Origin of the sequence: Planctellipticum variicoloris, from assembly GCF_030622045.1 — a bacterium.
GTDB classification, from domain to species: Bacteria; Planctomycetota; Planctomycetia; order Planctomycetales; family Planctomycetaceae; genus Planctellipticum; species Planctellipticum variicoloris.
Genome location: NZ_CP130886.1, coordinates 1,835,016 through 1,851,882, shown reverse-complemented (window position 1 = coordinate 1,851,882; position 16,867 = coordinate 1,835,016). Strand labels below are relative to the sequence as shown.

The 16,867-nt window shown below is 63.8% G+C and carries 15 protein-coding genes; 9 read left to right on the top strand and 6 right to left on the bottom strand.

All coding sequences use genetic code 11. The annotated features are described in order from the left end of the window. Window positions 1–70 precede the first annotated feature (70 nt). A complete protein-coding gene (locus SH412_RS07305; protein ID WP_336522854.1) occupies window positions 71–1,294 on the top strand; it encodes a hypothetical protein in 1,224 nt (407 codons plus the stop codon). A gap of 172 nt (window positions 1,295–1,466) precedes the next feature. On the opposite strand, the gene SH412_RS07300 is transcribed toward SH412_RS07305, so the two are convergent. After that, a complete protein-coding gene (locus SH412_RS07300; RefSeq protein WP_336518718.1) occupies window positions 1,467–2,717 on the bottom strand; it encodes a hypothetical protein in 1,251 nt (416 codons plus the stop codon). 88 nt (window positions 2,718–2,805) lie between these two features. Continuing rightward, on the bottom strand, window positions 2,806–3,060 hold the full coding sequence (locus SH412_RS07295) for a hypothetical protein (protein ID WP_336518717.1): 255 nt from the start codon (window positions 3,058–3,060) through the stop codon (window positions 2,806–2,808). A 237-nt stretch (window positions 3,061–3,297) separates the two neighbouring features. Between SH412_RS07295 and SH412_RS07290 the strand changes: the two genes are divergently transcribed. From SH412_RS07290 to SH412_RS07280, 3 genes are read left to right on the top strand one after another with little or no spacing between them, the layout of a single operon-like run. After that, the gene (locus SH412_RS07290; protein ID WP_336522853.1) at window positions 3,298–3,693 is read left to right on the top strand and encodes a GntR family transcriptional regulator; all 396 of its coding nucleotides are present in this window, start codon (window positions 3,298–3,300) and stop codon (window positions 3,691–3,693) included. Continuing rightward, the gene (locus tag SH412_RS07285) at window positions 3,690–4,637 is read left to right on the top strand and encodes an ABC transporter ATP-binding protein (RefSeq protein WP_336522852.1); all 948 of its coding nucleotides are present in this window, start codon (window positions 3,690–3,692) and stop codon (window positions 4,635–4,637) included. Before SH412_RS07290 ends, SH412_RS07285 begins: the two co-directional genes overlap by 4 nt. Further along, window positions 4,634–7,567, top strand: a complete 2,934-nt coding sequence (locus SH412_RS07280; RefSeq protein ID WP_336522851.1) for an ABC-2 transporter permease — start codon at window positions 4,634–4,636, stop codon at window positions 7,565–7,567. Before SH412_RS07285 ends, SH412_RS07280 begins: the two co-directional genes overlap by 4 nt. Window positions 7,568–8,019: 452 nt before the next feature. Here SH412_RS07280 and SH412_RS07275 read toward each other — a convergent pair whose 3' ends face one another. From SH412_RS07275 to purM, 4 genes are all read right to left on the bottom strand, one after another. Continuing rightward, the gene (locus SH412_RS07275) at window positions 8,020–9,198 is read right to left on the bottom strand and encodes a YcjF family protein (RefSeq protein ID WP_336522850.1); all 1,179 of its coding nucleotides are present in this window, start codon (window positions 9,196–9,198) and stop codon (window positions 8,020–8,022) included. Between the two features lie 79 nt (window positions 9,199–9,277). Next, a complete protein-coding gene (locus SH412_RS07270; RefSeq protein WP_336522849.1) occupies window positions 9,278–10,555 on the bottom strand; it encodes a PP2C family protein-serine/threonine phosphatase in 1,278 nt (425 codons plus the stop codon). Between the two features lie 272 nt (window positions 10,556–10,827). Then, window positions 10,828–11,646 carry an ABC transporter permease gene (locus SH412_RS07265; RefSeq protein ID WP_336522848.1) on the bottom strand — a complete coding sequence of 273 codons (819 nt, stop codon included), beginning with the start codon at window positions 11,644–11,646 and terminating at the stop codon, window positions 10,828–10,830. A 22-nt stretch (window positions 11,647–11,668) separates the two neighbouring features. Beyond that, complete coding sequence (gene purM, locus SH412_RS07260) at window positions 11,669–12,733, bottom strand: phosphoribosylformylglycinamidine cyclo-ligase (RefSeq protein WP_336522847.1); 1,065 nt, start codon at window positions 12,731–12,733, stop codon at window positions 11,669–11,671. A 120-nt stretch (window positions 12,734–12,853) separates the two neighbouring features. On the opposite strand from purM, the gene SH412_RS07255 reads away from it, so the two are divergent. The 5 genes from SH412_RS07255 (at window position 12,854) to trpS (ending at window position 16,861) form a co-directional block, all read left to right on the top strand. Then, window positions 12,854–13,285 carry a YkgJ family cysteine cluster protein gene (locus tag SH412_RS07255; protein WP_336522846.1) on the top strand — a complete coding sequence of 144 codons (432 nt, stop codon included), beginning with the start codon at window positions 12,854–12,856 and terminating at the stop codon, window positions 13,283–13,285. 508 nt (window positions 13,286–13,793) lie between these two features. Continuing rightward, complete coding sequence (locus SH412_RS07250) at window positions 13,794–14,240, top strand: HU family DNA-binding protein (RefSeq protein WP_336522845.1); 447 nt, start codon at window positions 13,794–13,796, stop codon at window positions 14,238–14,240. Window positions 14,241–14,435: 195 nt separating this feature from the next. Further along, window positions 14,436–14,657, top strand: coding sequence for a hypothetical protein (locus tag SH412_RS07245; RefSeq protein ID WP_336522844.1), 222 nt, complete (start codon window positions 14,436–14,438; stop codon window positions 14,655–14,657). Between the two features lie 177 nt (window positions 14,658–14,834). Continuing rightward, window positions 14,835–15,803, top strand: a complete 969-nt coding sequence (locus SH412_RS07240; RefSeq protein WP_336522843.1) for a dihydroorotate dehydrogenase — start codon at window positions 14,835–14,837, stop codon at window positions 15,801–15,803. Between the two features lie 74 nt (window positions 15,804–15,877). After that, window positions 15,878–16,861: a tryptophan--tRNA ligase gene (gene trpS, locus SH412_RS07235; RefSeq protein ID WP_336522842.1), complete on the top strand. Its 984-nt coding sequence runs from the start codon at window positions 15,878–15,880 to the stop codon at window positions 16,859–16,861. The last annotated feature ends 6 nt before the right edge of the window (window positions 16,862–16,867 follow it).

The window sequence follows — 16,867 nt, the reverse complement described above, 5'->3', positions numbered from 1 at the left end:
TGCGGCCTTCGAAGAACGGTACTCTGATGCCGCGTCGATTGGACCTTACAACTTTCGGGAAGTCTCTGTGATGCTCGCGACGAACTGCTGGAAATCGTGTGCGTGGTGCCTGACTCTGTGCCTCGCCGTCGGCTGCGGCGGCGCCAAGGAAGAGAAGAAGGTCGTCGACGGGGGCGCGGCCCCGGCCGGCGAACCCGCGGCGAAATCGGCTCCCGCTCCCGCCGACGACGACCCGGCCGCAGCCGTGATGGCGGCGCTGGAGGGGGTGAAGTCGGGCCGGCTGCAGCAGAGCTACGATTTCTTTCCGCCGTCGTACCAGAAGGACGTCGATTCGCTGGTCAATCAGTTCGCCGGAAAGATGGATCCGGAAATCTGGCAGCAGTCGTTCGCCGTCCTGAACAAGGCGGTCCAGGTCCTGAAGACCAAGAAGGACCTGATTCTGGAAGGCCCGCTCTTCGCGGGTCCCGATGCCGGCCCCCAGGGAGCGATCGCCCGCCAGAACTGGGATGGCGCCGTCGCCTTCCTGGAGACCCTGGTCAGCAGCGACCTGGCTGACCTGGAGAAGCTGAAGGCGCTTGAGAGCCGGATGTTCCTGGAAAAGACCGGCAATCAGCTCCTGACTCAAGCCCTCTCGCTCGGGACCGCCGCCGGGCAGAATCCGCTGGAAACGCTCAAAGACGTGACGGTGACGGTCGTCAGCCGCGACGGCGACAAGGCCGTCGTAAAGATGGCCAGCCCGCAGGCCCCGGAACCTGAGGAAGTCGCGTTCGTCAAAGTGGAAGGCAAGTGGCTGCCGCAATCGCTGGTGGACGGCTGGAAAGAACAGATCGATCAGGCCCGGGCTCAGATCGACCAGATCAAGCCCGAAGACCTCGCCGCCGCCAAACCGCAGGCCCTCGGCCAGCTCAAATCGGTCGACGCCACGCTCGACAAACTGCTGGCGGCCAAGACGGCGGATGAAATCACGGCCGCCGCTGCGCCGCTGGTCTTCCAGGCCATGATGGCGGGCCAGATGTTCAACACCCCGGCGGCGTCTTCGTCTCCCCAACCCGTGACCATCCGCATCGTAGGCGAGCTATCCGATTCTCAGGCCAGCGAGCTGGCCGAGAAGCTGCGCGGGCTGGCCGACGATGCGCTCAACGCGGAAACGACCGTCCTCCCGCCGGAAAACGGCCACACGACGATCGAGCTGTCGGGCGTGAAGAGTGTTTCGGCATTCGCCGAGAAGCTGGAATTCGCCAGCGTCAAGGCGGTCGACAAGACGGAGCGCGTGATCGAGATCGAATTGAAGTAGCGGGCGGGTCGACGCGGCATGGAAACTCCGGGGAGACTGCATGAGCAGTCTCCCCGCTTCGTTTTCCGGTTCCCCGCCCCGCCTGAGAACGGCCCTCGCGGGACACCGCGTCTCTTCCCTGGCATTTGAGGCCACTTTCAATGCGAGGCGGAGCCTGGGCTGCGCGAAATCGTCAATTGTTGGCGGTCCCGGTTGATCCGGCTTTTGTTCCTGGAAGGACGGGGAGGGCCTGGCGGCGCTGGGCTGTCAGCGACTTGCCTAAGTGGTCGTCGATCCACGCGAGCAGGTCGCGATGCCGCACGGCGTTCAGGGCTTCGCAGATCTTTTCCTCGCTGATCCGCACGACCGACGCGGCCATCCCCAGAATCAGTTTCGTAAAGCCGCCGCGGCTGTGCTGGCCCTGCAAACGCTTGCCCTTGCCGATCAGCGATTCCAGCACTTCGCTGCTGGCCGGCAGACTCTGTCCGGGGAGCACGCCGCTCGACTGCTCGCTCACGAACTCCACCAGCCGCGCCGCCGCACGCTCACCGGCAGGCGTTCGGGCCACCGTCTCCAGTTGCCGGCGCAGCGTCTCGCCGGCGGCGGCGTGGTAGCCCGCCACGCGCAGGAACTCCAGCATGTGGTCCTTGACCGCCTGCAAGTCGTTCCAGTCCACGAGCGCCTCCCGGAAGTCGCGGATCCAGCCGAACTTCTCCTCGAGCCGCGTCAGGTCGAGACCCGCGGGACGTTCGGCCGCGGGCGTGTCGATCAGCCGCAGCATGCGGGCGCCCCAGCCGATCAGCGGCCCCAAGTTCAAGTAACGCCCTTTGACTTTCTGCGTGGGGGGAGCAAGGTGTCCGAGTTCCGTCTGCTTCACCCGTGGCTGCGTCTGCCCGCAGTGTTTGACGAACGCGATCCACCGCGGATCGGCGAGCAGTTCGTGCTTGAGCACGATCGCCGTCTTGTGGGCGATGTCGTGCAGCACCTGCGTCGTCGGGTGCTGTTCGCGGAAACGCTGAGCGCCGCCGAGAAGATCCGAACCCTCGTCGCTGAGGATGGCGGCCGGCACGCCGACCAGCCCGGCCGCAGCCGCGAGCTGCCGCTGGACGATCTCGCCGCTGGATTTTTCGACCGGCTGCAGCGCCAGCAGCGTCAGATCCTGGTGCGTCAGCGGCGCCGTCAGCGCTTTCCACGCCGACAATCGCAGCCCCGCGATGACCAGACACTTCCGCGACCCCAGTTGCAGCGTGTGGTCGACGAGGAACACCCAGTCGGCGGCGAATTCCTTGGGCCGCCGCAACTCGTGCAGTCCCAGCCGCAGCAGCCACGCTTCCGCAGTATTGGCCGCAGGAGCCCCCCGGAACTGGGGCAGGCTGTCCCGCAGCAGTTCGACCACCGCCCGGCAGCCGCGAAAGCTGACCGCTCCGGCCAGACAGAACTGCAACGTCAGGCCGATGGCCGCTGCCGAATACGCATGATGGGCCGGTCGGACGGCGTCCGGGAGGGGGCCAGGGGCTGCGTCGGCGACCCGGTCAGCGCCCGGATTTTAAGGCGGCGATCTCACGTTCCAGGTCCGCCGCGCGGCGTTCGGCCGCGGCGGCCCGCGTGCGCCACATCGCGCGGCTCTTCTCGACGGCGCGGGTCTGGTTCTGCAGGAGCTTGCAGGTTCGCTTCCACTGGCCGGACTTCGCCTTCCACCGATTGCGACTCCGCTCGAAGAACCGCACCAACTTGCCCGCCGGCGACGAATACCGGGCGACGGCTGTTTCGCTGGTTTCGCAGGTCATGACGTTCCTCCTTGAACAAAAAGCCCAGTGGAACAAAAACGCGACGATTCGCCGAGGCCAATTGCCCCTGAAAACGACGGATTTCGCGCAGCCCAGGCGGAGCCTTGCGAAGAGCTGGCTCCCAGGCGGAGTCTGGGAACCAGGAAAAAATTGACAGCCCTGAAGAATCAGAGTTGCCGGCCCGCATGATCTACCGTACTATTTCGATAGTACAGCAGTTCGATGCGGAGTCCCGCTATGTTCTTCTACATCGACGCCTCCAACGGCGTCCCCATTTTCGAGCAGATTTCCCGCCAGGTGAAGTATGCCGTCGCCCGCGGCGCCCTCCGGCCGCAGGAAATGGTTCCTTCAGTCCGCGAACTCGCCCAGCGGCTGGCGGTGAATCCCAACACGGTCGCCCGCGCCTATCGCGATCTCCAGGCCGACGACGTCCTGGAGCCCCTGCGCGGCGAAGGGCTCCAGGTGACCCGCAAGGCGGCTGAGCGCTGCCGCCGGGACCGGCAGTCGCTGCTGCGGCAGCGGCTCCACTCGTTTGTCGTGGAAGCCCGCCAAAGCGGCCTGCCCGACGATGAAATTCTCACGCTCTTCCAGGACGAACTCTCCCGTCAGCCACTCGCGGAGTCCCTGCCATGACGCCCGTCTTCGAACTCGACAACGTGACGAAACGCTTCGGCCGGTTCACCGCGCTGGACGGGATTTCGTTTCATGGCGATCCCGGCCGGGTCATCGCGCTGCTGGGAGACAACGGCGCCGGCAAGACGACGTCGCTCAAGATTCTGCTCGGGTTGCTGAATCCCGATCAGGGCCAGGCCCGCGTCTTCGGCCTCGACAGCCGGAAGCAGGGCTGGGAGATCCGCCGGCGCGTCGGCTATATGGCCGACAAGCCCGCCCTGTACGACTGGATGACGGTTGCCGAAATCGGCTGGTTCGCCGCCGGGTTCTATCCGCTCGGTTTCCAGGATCGCTACCGGCAACTGATTCAGAAGTTCGAACTGCCGACGGACCGCAAGCTGAGCAAACTGTCGAAGGGGATGCTGGCCAAGGTGGCCCTGTCCCTGTCGCTGGCCCATGAGCCGCAACTGCTCGTGCTGGACGAGCCGACCTCCGGTCTCGACCCGGTCGTCCGCCGGGAGTTTCTGGAAAGCATGGTCGACGTCGCCGCCACCGGCCGGACCGTGCTGCTGAGCAGTCACCAGATCGGCGAGGTCGAACGGGTCGCCGACGACGTGGTTATTCTCCGCGGCGGGCGCGTGGTGCTCAATGAATCTCTGGAATCGATCAAGAATTCGATCCGCGAGGTGATCCTGACCCGAGTGGAAGCCACTTCCGTCCCGCCGACCGGGGCCGACCTGGGGCAGATCCTTTCCAGCCGGCAGCACGACCGCCAATGGCGGCTGCTGGTCAAAGGGGCCGACGAAGACGCGTTGCAGCTCTGGACGGCGACCGGCGAGTTTCTCGACGTCGATTTCCGCACGCCGTCGCTGGAAGAGATCTGCGTCGGCTATCTGACGTCCCACGCCTCGTCCGGCCACGAGAGCAACGCCGCCGTTTCAGCGCCGGAAGGAGGCTCGCGATGAACGCCACCCTCGTCTGGCAGCGGATACTGTGGAAAGAAACTCGCCACCTTGGCCTGCTGGCGATTGCGATCGTCGCGATCTGCACTGGCATGTCGGTTCTGGCCGGCGCGGCGGCCGCCAATGGCGGCACGACGACGCAGCTCCTCTGGGGTCTGGCGATGTTTGTCCCGGGCTGCTATGGCTTCGGGGCCACCGCCATGCTGCTTTCCGGCGAAAAGGAAATGGGAACCTGGGACTGGCTCCGCAACAGCGGCGTGTCGCAGTCGCAAACGCTGTTGGCGAAAGCCGCGTTCGTCGTCAGTTCAGCGTACGCCGTTCAACTTGTGCTCTTTGCGTTCGCCCTGATCAGCGAGTCGCTCCATCCCTCTCCCCCCTGGATGACCGGCGATGACTACCGGATTCCCATTGGTCTGCTGGTCACTCTGGAGTTTGCCGCCGTCGGCTGGCTGGCGTGCGTCTTGGTAAGCCGGATCATCCCGGCCACGGTCTTGTGGCTGGGGCTGCTCATGCTGGGCACACTGGCGCTCTCGGTCCTGGCCACTCCTGATGGTTCGATCCAGGGGCCTCAACGAATTGTCGTCGCGATTCTGTTGACCTGTCTGCTGGCGCTGGATGTCCTGGTCTCGGTCTGCTGGTGGCGCTGCGAGCATCCGCTGCTGGAACTGCCGGGACGGATTCGGGCGGGGTGGCATCGATTTGCAGTTCGCGTGCTGCCGAGCGCGGCCCGATTCGAAGTCCCGTGGTCGGACTGGTGGCAGAGACTGTTCGGTCGGCGTGTGGCCGTCCTGGCCCGGCCCGAACGATCCGTGTTCGCCGATCAAAGGGCGGGACAGCGACTGAGCTGGAAAACCCGGCGGCAGATGTTGCGCACCCTGGGGCTGGTGGTCGGCGGTCTGGCTGTCTCATTTTTCATTGCGGTCGTCTTCGAAGGCGCCATCGTTGACCGCTTCCGCCGCAACGACAGCTTCAGCGCTCCGTGGGGCATGTGCGTGTTTCCGTTTTTCATCGGGCTGCTGGTTTTTCGCGACGAACAGTTGCAGGCCCGGTTCCGGTTTTACGCGGACCGCGGACTCTCGCCGCGATCGCTCTGGTGGACGGCGCAGCGATACTGGCTGCCCGTCATCGTCCTGGTGAGCCTGCTCATTCCCGTGATGTTTGTGACGAGAGTCCCGCCGAACATTCCCGCCGAATTCCGCTGGCACGTCTACCTCTCACTGTCTGGCATGCTGTGCGTGTCCTACGGCGTCGGCCAGTGGGCCTCGCTCGTCTTCCGCACGACGTTCTTCGCCCTCATTGGGGGAGTCCTGCTGCTGATCCCCTGCCTGGCCTGGTGCGGTCTGTCAATTCCTCTGCAGATCCCCCTTTGGCTGCAGGCGATTCCACTGACGCTCTGGCTGCTGGTCGTCACCTGGTGGCGAATGCCGGCCTGGTGCCTGGAAGACTCGGGGTGGAGGTCGCGCGGTAAACTCGGGCTGGCGATGATCGTTCCGCCCGTGGTGCTGGTTTTCGTCACGTGCGGTTTTCGGGCCGTCGAGTTTGTCACTCCCGGCTACCTGAATCACTCGCCGCAAGTCCTGCTCGCAGCGCCGGATTTCGCGGCCCCGCTGGACGATTTCTCCAGACGACTGGACGACCTCATGGGGGACATCGACGCCGTTTCCCGCAACACCGGCGCGGCGACGATCGAGCAGCAGGACGAATTCGCCTTGCAGAACCAGCACCTGTCGGATCGCTTCCGGCAGGACTTCCTGCCGGCCATTCTCGGCAAGGACTCCTCAAGGTCCGTATCGCGGATCGTTCTGCGGCGACTTCCCGGCTCGCTGCTGCAACTGCTGCAATACGACGTCGACCGCCGGATGCGCAGCGGCGAACAGCCTCACGTTGTATTGCGGGATCGCGTCGATCTCATGGAAGCGATCCGCCGGCTCGCGCTGCTGAGCTGGGGCTCCGCCAATCCTCAACTCTTTCGTTTGCAGTTCGCCTGGCTTCTGCGCGGGCTGCCGGAGAATCTCGATTCTCCGCAGATTTCCGAGGAGCAGGGGCGGGTCGCGCTCGACGCCGCGGCCCGTTCGCTCGCGGAGTATCCCGAGCCGTCGGACGGCGACGCCGACTATTTCCGCCAGCGCCGGGAACTTCGGCATCCCGATCCGGAGCATACGGCCGATCCGATTACCGACTGGATTTCCAGCGTCGCCCGGCGGCTCCCGTCCGAACGAATGCGGGCGGAGTGCTTTCTCTACTGGGAGTACATGGGCAGCAAACTGTACGGTTCCCGGGCCGACGTGCTGCTGGGCAGCTTCCACGCAGCGGCCAAGCGATTCGATTCCGTCTCCTATGACGAACTGCTGAAATACGAGTCGCAGGAGCAATATCGGCGAATATCGGTTCCGGCGCTCTGGAACGTCAATCCGCCATCGACTCATTCGTCGTATATGTCCGTCGAATTCCTCGACGATTCCCGCGGCTGGCTCCTCTCCGCAGGCTCGGTCCTGTTCCGTAAGGCACACGGTCGGCTGCCGGTTGACCTTGCCGAACTGACCCGTTTCTGGAAGCCCGACCCGCGGCTGGAGCTCGAACCGGGGCTCGACCAGCCGTTCGAGTACTTCCGGCAGGGGTTGGGGCTGGGAGAGCCTGCGTGGACCACAGACCTGGATAAGAGTCAGAAACCCTGGGCGCAACAGCCGCTGTGGTACATTGAGACTCGCGATTCGCGGAAGAACGCGGAAGAAGTGGCGCGTCATCCCGAGTGGTACAAGAGCTCCAGCCGCATCTACGGTCAGTTCTTCCCGATCCCGCCACGGATCGAACCAGATGAACCGCCGGCGAACGCGGGACAGGTCGAGAATCCGCCGGCCCCGGGAATGGGATTTCCTGCTGGAATGGTTTTGCCGGTGCAGCCGGAAGAAGTTCGGGGAGGCTCGGCCCCTTAAGGGCCTCGGGCGCGGTCGGATTCCGCAAACGTCTCCGCGGCGTCGAAATTGTTGGTCTCGTTCGCCGACTTCCGAAGCGTCGATCGGCGAATCGTGGATGCTGCGCAGATCGAACGGCCTGCGCCGTTGCAAATGCGTCGGCGGCCCCGAATTCCGGGCCGCCGGTACACTCGTCAACCCCGTTCCCAGGAGATCGAACGTGTCGCGAGATGCTCAGATTCTGACAATCGGGCTCGCATTGTTTGTCGCTGGCGCCATCGTCTTTTCAACCTGCTGGATGGCGCCCCTGCGTCACACAGATGCGTTCATCTATCGCTGCGGCGCATGCCATTCGCGGAACACCAAGGAGCGCCGGCAGTGGGTGTATTGCTGTCAGGAGTGCCGTCGGGTCACGTTCTTCACCGACTGGTTGTTCCAGAATCTGGAGCCCGAATGGCAGCCCCTCGAAGCCGTCAGCGGCCGGATTCCTGCCGTCCTTTCCACCGCTCCAGCGCCCGCTGAAGCTGCTCCGACCAGACCTTGTCCAGTTCTTCCTGCGTCGGCACGACCCCCTGCCTGACGCGGCCGAAGTACCAGCAGCAGGCTTTGCCCAGCGAGAACGTGTAGGCGAACGACATTGCGGCGTTGACTGTCGAGCCGAGGAACGGAATGAACTTCAGCGGCGCCCGGACCGCGAACCGCGCCAGCAGCCGACCGCCGACCGCCCCGGCCATTTTCAGCAGCCACTCCGCTTCCATCTTCTGGCCGTACAACTCCGCCAGCCGGTAGACCATGTGCGACTGCAGGCCCATCACCACGGGGATATCGACCCACGGCAGGGGAGCCGCGGACGCCGTCGCGCAGAGCCCGCTGTAGGACAGGATGATCGGCAGCGCCTGTTTTTCGAGGGCGTTTCGCAGCGGCGCCAGCTCCTCGGTAAGCTGCAGCAGCGTCTGTCGATACGCCGTCGGCAGCAACTCCATCAGCGTCGCATTCAGTCGGTTCGCCCCCAGGTCGATCGGGGAAAACCCTGAATCGGCGGCCGTCAGATCGATCGGTACGATCCGGTCGACCAGTCCCGCGAAGCGCTCCCGCTGCAGTTCCAGGCACCGCCGCAGGTCGTCCGGCAGGCTGTTCGGGATCAGTTCTCCCGACGCAAACGGATCGGGCTGGGGATGCTGCTCGCCGGGATAGGCTTCGTGCAGGCAGGTGAGCGCGAGAATCACGGGCCGGGACGGCTGTGCCGCACGGATCTTCCGGAGAGGGGCGAGCATCTCCGTCAGGGCGTGGTCGACGACGCGGACCGTCACCAGCACCACATGCGCACGGGACTCGAACGCTGCGATATCCTCGGCGGGATCGTAGGCCGCTTCCCCGAGGCCGCGCGTGTCGAGAAACTTGACGATCGGCTGCTCGGCGTCCGGAAAGTCATATTCCTCCGACGTCCGAGTGCAGGGCCGGAAGCCGCTGCCGACTTCCGCCGTGGTCGTCCCGGTGATTTCGCGAATGATCGACGACTTGCCGCTGCCGGTTTTCCCAAACAGCCAGATCACCGGAATCGGAGTGCGGGCCAGCAGCGCCGCCTCCTGACGTTCCAGTTCCTCCTCCGACAGCGGTTTTCGATGCCACCAGTCGCTCAACCGGGACAGCAAGGTGGAATTCCTGGTGCGTTGCCATAGGGCGGGCGCCATCGACGCTCGGCGATCGTAACGGAATTGGCCGCGTCCCGGCTCAGACGAACTCCAGTTCGACGAGCGAAAAATCGTCGACGAATGTCGGCTGTCCCTGCATCCGCTGCAACTCCTCGCAAGTGGCCGCCGTGCGACCGGCCGGGAGCGACTGCATCGACCGCAGCAGATCCCGCAGGCCTTCCAGTTTGACCATCGAGCCGTCCGACTTGAAGATTTCGAAGACGCCGTCGCTGAAGACGTAGAGCCGGGCCCCTGCTGGAACATTGATCGTCTGGTGCGCAGCCTCGCGGTCCTGAATCACTCCCACCATCAGGTCAGGGGTCCCGAGTTCGGCCGGTTTGCCGGCGGTCATGGAATACAGATACGCCGGCGGATGACCCGCCGCGGCGTACTTGAGCGTCCGTGTCGAAACCTCGTAGACGCCGTACCAGATTGTGAAGAACTTGCCGTGGTGTTCATCCATCGGGAACGCCCGGTCGAGCGCAGCCAGGACGCAGCCCGGATCGGCGAAGTCGCAACCGGGGAGCGTCTGCCGCCGGATCGCCGACTGGACGGAACTCGAATGAAGCGCCGCTCCCACGCCGTGGCCGCAGACATCGATCAGATAGATCGCCAGCCGGTCCTCGTCGAGCCAGAAGTCGCCGAACAGATCGCCCCCCAGTTCCGATGAGCTGGCGAACGTCCAGTCGATCCGCACGGGTCCGTCGCTGGTGCGCGCCGGAAGCTGGGAGCAGATGTACTCGCGGGCTTCCTGCAGCTCCCGGTTCAGGCGGTCCTGAGCGGCGACGAGCGCCGTTTTCGTTTCCAGCAGTTCCCGTTGCGTTCCGATCAGATCCACCATGTGAAGTTGCTGTTCGACCAGCCCCGCCAGATAGGTCAGTCCCACTTGATGATGTTCGTCGAACTCGCGCGCCTCGTGATCAACCAGGCAGAGGGTGCCGACCTTATATCCGGTCGGTCCGGAGAGCGGGTGCCCGGCGTAGAACCGGACGCGGGGTCCGCCGGTCACCAGCGGATTGTCGGCAAAGCGGGAATCCAGCAGGGCATCCCGCACAATCAACGGGCCGTCCTGATTGATCGCATGTCCGCAAAACGAGATCGATCGGGGCGTCTCGTCGACATCCAGCCCTTCCTGGGCCTTGAACCACTGCCGCTCGGCGTCGACGAGCGCGATGTAGGCGATCGGCACGCGAAACATGTGACGTGCGAGTCGCACCAGGATGTCGAACCGGTCTTCGCGCGGCGAATCGAGAATCTTCAGCGCCCGCAGTTCGGCCAGGCGTTCGGTTTCGTGAGCGGGAATGGGCGCCGCGAGCATGGTGCGATCCAGTGAGCCTTATTGAAGCACGTCCGAGATGGGGACAGCCTGCGGCGAGAGATCCGAAATTCGAAGCTCGAAATCCGAAACAAGCACCAAATCAGAAGCACGAAACGACTTGCGACACTCGGCCTTCCGCTGACGGCGTTTTCGAATCTCGGATTTGGAATATGTTTCGAATTTCGCGTTTCGGATTTCGTGCTTTTCGCCCCCCGGAGCCGGCCGTTCGGCAAATTCTACACCGCTGAGGGGGATTTCCACGCGGCGCACGGCTAACTGCTGGCGCTGCGGTAGTACCGGAGGGACCAGCGAAAGACGAGCCGGGAGGCGAGGAGCGTGCCGAACGCCGTCAGGAGCGTGAATCCCGCCAGCCAGGACGGATCGAGCACCATGCCGCCGATGACTCGCGCGGGGACGGTGACGACCAGCAGGATCGGCAGCACGTACGAGAACGCAAACCGGATCAGTTCGCCCGACGGCGAGCCGCTGTAGATGCTCCCCGGGTATCTGGCGAAAACCGTCACGTAGAACCAGAAGTCGAGCAGACTCTGGTTGCGACCGAGGAAAATGCTCGAACTCGCCAGCGCAATCATCAGGCTATAGAAGAATGTGACGGCCGCCGCGACCAGCAGCAGGAACATTCCGATCTGCAGCACACCGAGCGGCCGGCCGAGCTGCGTCAGGGAGTATCCGAGCAGCGAACCCGACAGCAGGACCTGCGTCACCATCGCCAGGTCCATTTTTTCGAACGATACGAGGAACTGGGTGTCGATCGGTTTCAGCAGCACGAAGTCCAGATTGCCGGTCCGGATCAGCTCGCTGAACTGGGCGCAGTTCGGCATGAAGAAGGCTTCCACGATCGCGTTGACCAGCATCCCGGTCGCCATGAACGTGAAGTATTCCTCCCGGCTCCAGTCGTTGATGAACTCGACCCGGCGGTAGATCAGATCGAACAGCAGCACCTGCACGGCGAACCAGAAGCCGCGGGTTACCAGCGTAATCACGAAGTTGCTGCGGAACGTCATCTCGCGGACGAGAGCGTTGCTGAAAAACGTGCCGAACACCCGGGCATACTGGCGGAGTTCGCTCATGGGGCGGTGACTTCTTCCCGGATCAGGCCACGTACTCGACGCCTTTGGGGCCGGCTTCCACTTCGCCGATCGACCAGGCTTCGATTCCTGTCGCCGCAAGCTGCTTGCGGATGCTGTCGACGTATTGCGGGCGGACGATCAGGCAGAAGCCGATTCCCATATTGAAGACTTTGTACATCTCGTCCCGATCGATGTCGCCCAGCTCCTGCAGCCAGTGGAAGCAGGGGGGGATCGGCCAGCGCCGCCGGTCGATTTTGACGTGGCAGTTGTCGGGGAGGAACCGGTCGATATTGTCCCGGAGACCGCCCCCCGTGATGTGCGCCAGGCCCGAGACCGCGGTACGCACCCGGTAGCGGGCCAGCACCGGCAGGACGTGCTTCACGTAGATGCGGGTCGGTTCGATCAGCATCTTGCCGACGGTCCGTCCGAGTTCGGGGACTTCCGAATCGACGGTCAGGCCGGCCAGTTCGAAGACGACCTTGCGAATCAGGCTGTATCCGTTGGAGTGAAAGCCGCTGGACGGAAGACCCAGGACCACATCCTTGGGACGCACCGCCTTCCCGTCCACGATCCGGGCTCGTTCGACGACGCCGACGCAGAAGCCCGCCATGTCGAAATCGCCGTCGTGGTAAATGTCCGGCATGATCGCCGTTTCACCGCCGAGGAGCGCGGCTCCCGCCTCGACGCAGCCGGCGCTGACGCCTTCGACGAGCTGAGCGATCAGATCGGGGTTGTCTTTCCCGAGCGCCAGATAATCGAGAAAGAGCAGGGGTTCCGCTCCGAGACACAGACAGTCGTTCACCGACATGCCGACCAGATCGATGCCGACGGTGTTGAACTGGCGGACGCGCTGAGCGACTTTCAGTTTTGTCCCGACACCGTCGGTTCCGGTCACCAGCACGGGATCATCGTACGTCTGCCGCCCCGGGCGGTTGGAGTGATTCAGCCGGAACAGCCCGGCGAAGGCGTCGGACAGCGGCAAGACGCGAGAGGTCAGCGTCCGCTGCATGAGAGCCGGAAGTCGCTGCATGGCTTCTTCGTACAGCTCAAGATCCACGCCGGCGGATTTATAGGTGACCGAGGACATCCGGGGGCCGTTCTTCGGAATGAAAGGAGCGGGTTGGAAAACAGACCGGGCTGACCCGATGATATCGCTCGGCCGGTCGAATTGCATTTCCGGCCGTCTGCTTCCACCTGTGGGACTATGATGACCGAAACCTCACCCGACAAACTGCCGTGGTACGCGCCCGGCTTGGCCTTCGGCTGCACGCAGTGCGGCAACTGCTGCACGGGGGAGCCGGGCGTCGTCTGGGTTTCCGACGAAGAAATCCAGCGCATTGCGGAGTACCGCGGCTGCAGTCTGGGCGAGATGCAGCTCTTCCATACGCGGATCGTGGGGGGGCGCTGGTCGTTGCGGGAGTATGCCAACGGGGACTGCACATTCTTCGACGGGGCGACGCGCGGTTGCACGATCTATCCGGTCCGCCCCACCCAATGCCAGACCTGGCCCTTCTGGGACTGCAATCTGGAGAGCCCGGAGACCTGGGCTCAGGTTCAAGCGCGCTGCCCCGGCGCCGGGAAGGGGGACTTTGTCCCACTGGACGAAGTGCGACGTCGCGCGGCGGAGGTCGAAGTCTGACGTCGTCTGTCCTGGGCCGTCCTTCGCCTCAAAACGTTTTCCCGCCGATGGTTCCGGCTTCAGGGGCGTCAACCTGCGGCGCCGGAGAACGATTCTCGTGCGGAAACGGACGCCGTTCGGGGTGTTTGCGGGAATTCTGCAGATTCTTCCGGCTGTAGTGAAGAAACGATGCGTGCGGGGCCGATAGAGGGAGTACGAGCGGGCTCCGCGCCCGGCGTGAGATGTCCGTTCGAGGTGGCGGGACGCTGGTTCGCTGCCGCAACTATCGCCCGGTTAAGACTTTGAAACACGAGACCGCCTGCCGAGAGCGGATGCTGGCGTTTCTCGGTGGAAATAGAGTGAAACGCCGCAGAATCGGCCTTCGACGGGCGGAACTGCGGATTGACGAAAACAGAGTTGAGGAAAACGGCTTGACGGTAAGTTCTACTTGGGAATACACTTGAGTCTCCTCGTCAGGTTGGAAAGGGCGTTCGGTGCCACCCACCGGCAAAGCTCGGGAGACCCAGTCGTGACCAAGAAAGAGATCGTCAAAGAGATTTCCGAAGAGATTGGTCTGACACAGCTCAAGACCAAGGAGATCGTGCAAAAGACTTTCGACGCCATCGTGAAAACGCTGGTCGAGGATGGTCGCATCGAGCTCCGTAACTTCGGGGTCTTTGAAGTGAAAAAGCGGGCCGCCCGCAAGGCGCGGAATCCCCGCACGGGCGACAAAGTCTTTGTGCCCGAGAAGTTTGTGGTGACGTTCAAACCAGGGAAGGAGATGGAGGAAAAGGTCCGCCAGCTTGAAGAAGCTGCGGCCCGCGCCGCTCTGGGACAGCACCTGCAGGAGCAGGCGGTCCCGGATCCGTCGCCCCCGCCTCTAACGCCAGCGGAAACACACGGATCGACGGACGGGGTGATGAACGGCATGGCGCCGCCTGTGGAGACGCAGGTCGCCGGGGCGCCAATCACTTAGGGAAAACGGTTCAGTTCCGGATTCCCCTTCGCCAACCCCGTCGTCCGATCATGATTGAGTCAGCGAAAGCAGGAGGCAGACGGCCTCCCGCTCTCGGAAACGGACGGCAATCCACTCCTGTTGGAGTGGTCGGCCGGGAAGGTTGATCGCGAGGGACCGCGACATGCCCGCAGGGGCGTGACCACGGAGGGAATTATGCGGAATCGACTGAGCATCGGATTGCTGTTGCTGGCTGCCAGCCTGGTTCAAGTCGGGTGCGTGCTCCCGATTTACTCGTCCTCGCCGGACCGGCGGGCCAAGCAGCTCATCAACGTTTCCGAAAACTATCGGCACATCACCGAGATCTGGGAACGAATCTGGTTCCTCGACAACCCGGATTTCAACACTCCCTACCGCACCCACGGCGGCGTGATCTAGCCCGCCCGTCGGGGACGGCCCCGGTGATCGCTGGGATCGCCGGAGTCGGCCGGTCGTTCGTTGTTCCGCATGGAACGAACGGCTACGATGCGCAGGGGTGGCTCGGCGCCAGCGTCACGTCGTAGAGACGCGACAGGATTTCTGCTCCGGACCCCGATTCCCCGGAGCCAGTGGACCGTGCCGCGCCTTGATGTTTCGCTGAACCGCCTGCACCTGGCCAACCCGATCCTGGTCGCGTCGGGAACATTCGGGTACGCCCGCGAGATGCAGGCGTACGTCGATTATTCCCGCCTCGGCGGCATCATCCCAAAGACGGTGACTCCTCTCCCGCGCGGCGGAAATCCGCCCCCCCGGACTGTCGAGACAACCGCCGGGCTGCTCAACTCCATTGGCCTCGACAACGACGGCCTGGAAGCTTTCATCGCCAAGCACCTCGATCCGTTACGGCAGCTTGGAACCTCGCTGATCGTGAATATCGCGGGGAAGAGCACCGCGGAGTTCGTCGCGATGGCGCAGCGGCTGGATGCCTTCGACGGCATCGCCGCCCTGGAACTCAACATCTCCTGCCCGAACGTCAGCGGCGGAGTGGACTACGGAACTAATCCGAAGCTGACGGCCGAAGTCGTTCGGGAAGTCCGCGGCCACAGCCGACTCCCGATCATCGCCAAGCTCACTCCCAATGTCACCAGCGTGCCGGAGATTGCAATCGCCGCCAGCGAAGCCGGGGCCGACGCGCTGGCTCTCATCAATACTTTCCAGGGCATGGCGGTCGACTGGAAACGTCGCAAACCGATTCTGGGAAATGGGATCGGCGGTCTGAGCGGGCCGGCGATTAAGCCGCTGGCGCTCCGGATCGTCTGGCAGGTTTCCCAGGCGGTGAAGACGCCGCTGATCGGGATCGGCGGCATCCAGTCCATCGACGATGTCCTGGAGTTCCTCGTCTGCGGAGCGACCGCCGTGCAGGTCGGCACCGCCAACTTCTATGATCCTGGCCTGGCGAACCGGCTGGTCGACGAACTTTCCACGGCGCTGGAGAGTCAGGGATTGGAGAGCGTTGGCGATCTGGTCGGAACATTGCAGTATCCGCGTCCCGTCGTCGCGGCGGCGAGTTGTGCGACGCCAGCCGCGTCTCCCGCCGGCCGCTGATCGTCTACTGGCGGAATGTTACGTCTTTGCGGCCGGGATCCTGCCGCCCCGGTTGCCTTGCCTTCGGAGTCGTCATGCGCGTCCTTTCCGGAATCCAGCCCACCGGCCGCTTTCATTGGGGCAACTACTTTGGCGCCATCCGCCAGTACGTCTCCCTGCAGACGAACGAGCAGGCCTTCTATTTCATCGCCGACCTGCACGCGCTGACGACGGTCCGCGACCGCAAGGTGCTGGAGCAGAATATTCTGGACGCCGCACTCGATCTGCTGGCGCTCGGGCTCGATCCCGCGCAGGCCACCCTGTTTCGACAGTCGGATGTTCCCGAGATCACCGAGCTTACCTGGTTGCTGATGACTGTGACGCCGCACAGCCTGCTCGAGAAGTGCCATGCCTACAAAGATAAGGTGGCGAAGGGGCTTCCCGCCGATGCCGGGTTGTTTACCTATCCGGTGCTGATGGCCGCCGACATCCTGCTGTACGACAGCGATGTCGTTCCGGTCGGCGTCGATCAGGTGCAGCACGTCGAGGTGACCCGGGATATCGCTCTGCGGTTCAATCACGCGTACGGCGGAGAGTTTCTGCATCTCCCCGAGGCGCGCGTGCTGGAGTCCGCGGCGAAGGTGCCGGGAACGGACGGCGAGAAAATGTCCAAGAGTTACGGCAATACGATCGAGATCTTCGAACCGGCCAAGGCTCTCCGAAAGAAGATCATGTCGATCAAAACGGATTCCACGCCGCTGGAAGCTCCGAAGAACCCCGAGACCTGTCCCGTTTTTACGCTGTATAAACTGTTCTCCGATGAACCGCAGCAGAATGCTCTGGCCGATCGCTACCGGGCGGGCGGAATGGGCTATGGCGAGGCCAAGCAGGCGTTGTACGATGCGGCGATGACTTATTTCGGGGAGGCCCGGCAGCGCCGCGAACGCCTGGCGGCGGATCCCGAAGGGCTGCAGCAGATTCTGCGAGCCGGGGCCGAAACAGCCCGCCGCAAGGGGCAGGAAGTCCTGCAGCGAGTTCGAGATGCGTGCGGTCTGGGTCAGCGACTGACTGCGACCTGATTTCCA

What these genes read in the sequence shown, in the direction of transcription:
- SH412_RS07285 (WP_336522852.1), top strand. Translation starts at nt 3,690, where the DNA reads ATGACGCCCGTCTTCGAACTCGACAACGTGACGAAACGCTTCGGCCGG.
- SH412_RS07295 (WP_336518717.1), bottom strand. Translation starts at nt 3,060, where the DNA reads ATGACCTGCGAAACCAGCGAAACAGCCGTCGCCCGGTATTCGTCGCCG.
- SH412_RS07265 (WP_336522848.1), bottom strand. Translation starts at nt 11,646, where the DNA reads ATGAGCGAACTCCGCCAGTATGCCCGGGTGTTCGGCACGTTTTTCAGC.
- SH412_RS07245 (WP_336522844.1), top strand. Translation starts at nt 14,436, where the DNA reads ATGCGGAATCGACTGAGCATCGGATTGCTGTTGCTGGCTGCCAGCCTG.
- purM (WP_336522847.1), bottom strand. Translation starts at nt 12,733, where the DNA reads ATGTCCTCGGTCACCTATAAATCCGCCGGCGTGGATCTTGAGCTGTAC.
- SH412_RS07270 (WP_336522849.1), bottom strand. Translation starts at nt 10,555, where the DNA reads ATGCTCGCGGCGCCCATTCCCGCTCACGAAACCGAACGCCTGGCCGAA.
- SH412_RS07280 (WP_336522851.1), top strand. Translation starts at nt 4,634, where the DNA reads ATGAACGCCACCCTCGTCTGGCAGCGGATACTGTGGAAAGAAACTCGC.
- SH412_RS07305 (WP_336522854.1), top strand. Translation starts at nt 71, where the DNA reads ATGCTCGCGACGAACTGCTGGAAATCGTGTGCGTGGTGCCTGACTCTG.
- SH412_RS07255 (WP_336522846.1), top strand. Translation starts at nt 12,854, where the DNA reads ATGACCGAAACCTCACCCGACAAACTGCCGTGGTACGCGCCCGGCTTG.
- SH412_RS07290 (WP_336522853.1), top strand. Translation starts at nt 3,298, where the DNA reads ATGTTCTTCTACATCGACGCCTCCAACGGCGTCCCCATTTTCGAGCAG.
- trpS (WP_336522842.1), top strand. Translation starts at nt 15,878, where the DNA reads ATGCGCGTCCTTTCCGGAATCCAGCCCACCGGCCGCTTTCATTGGGGC.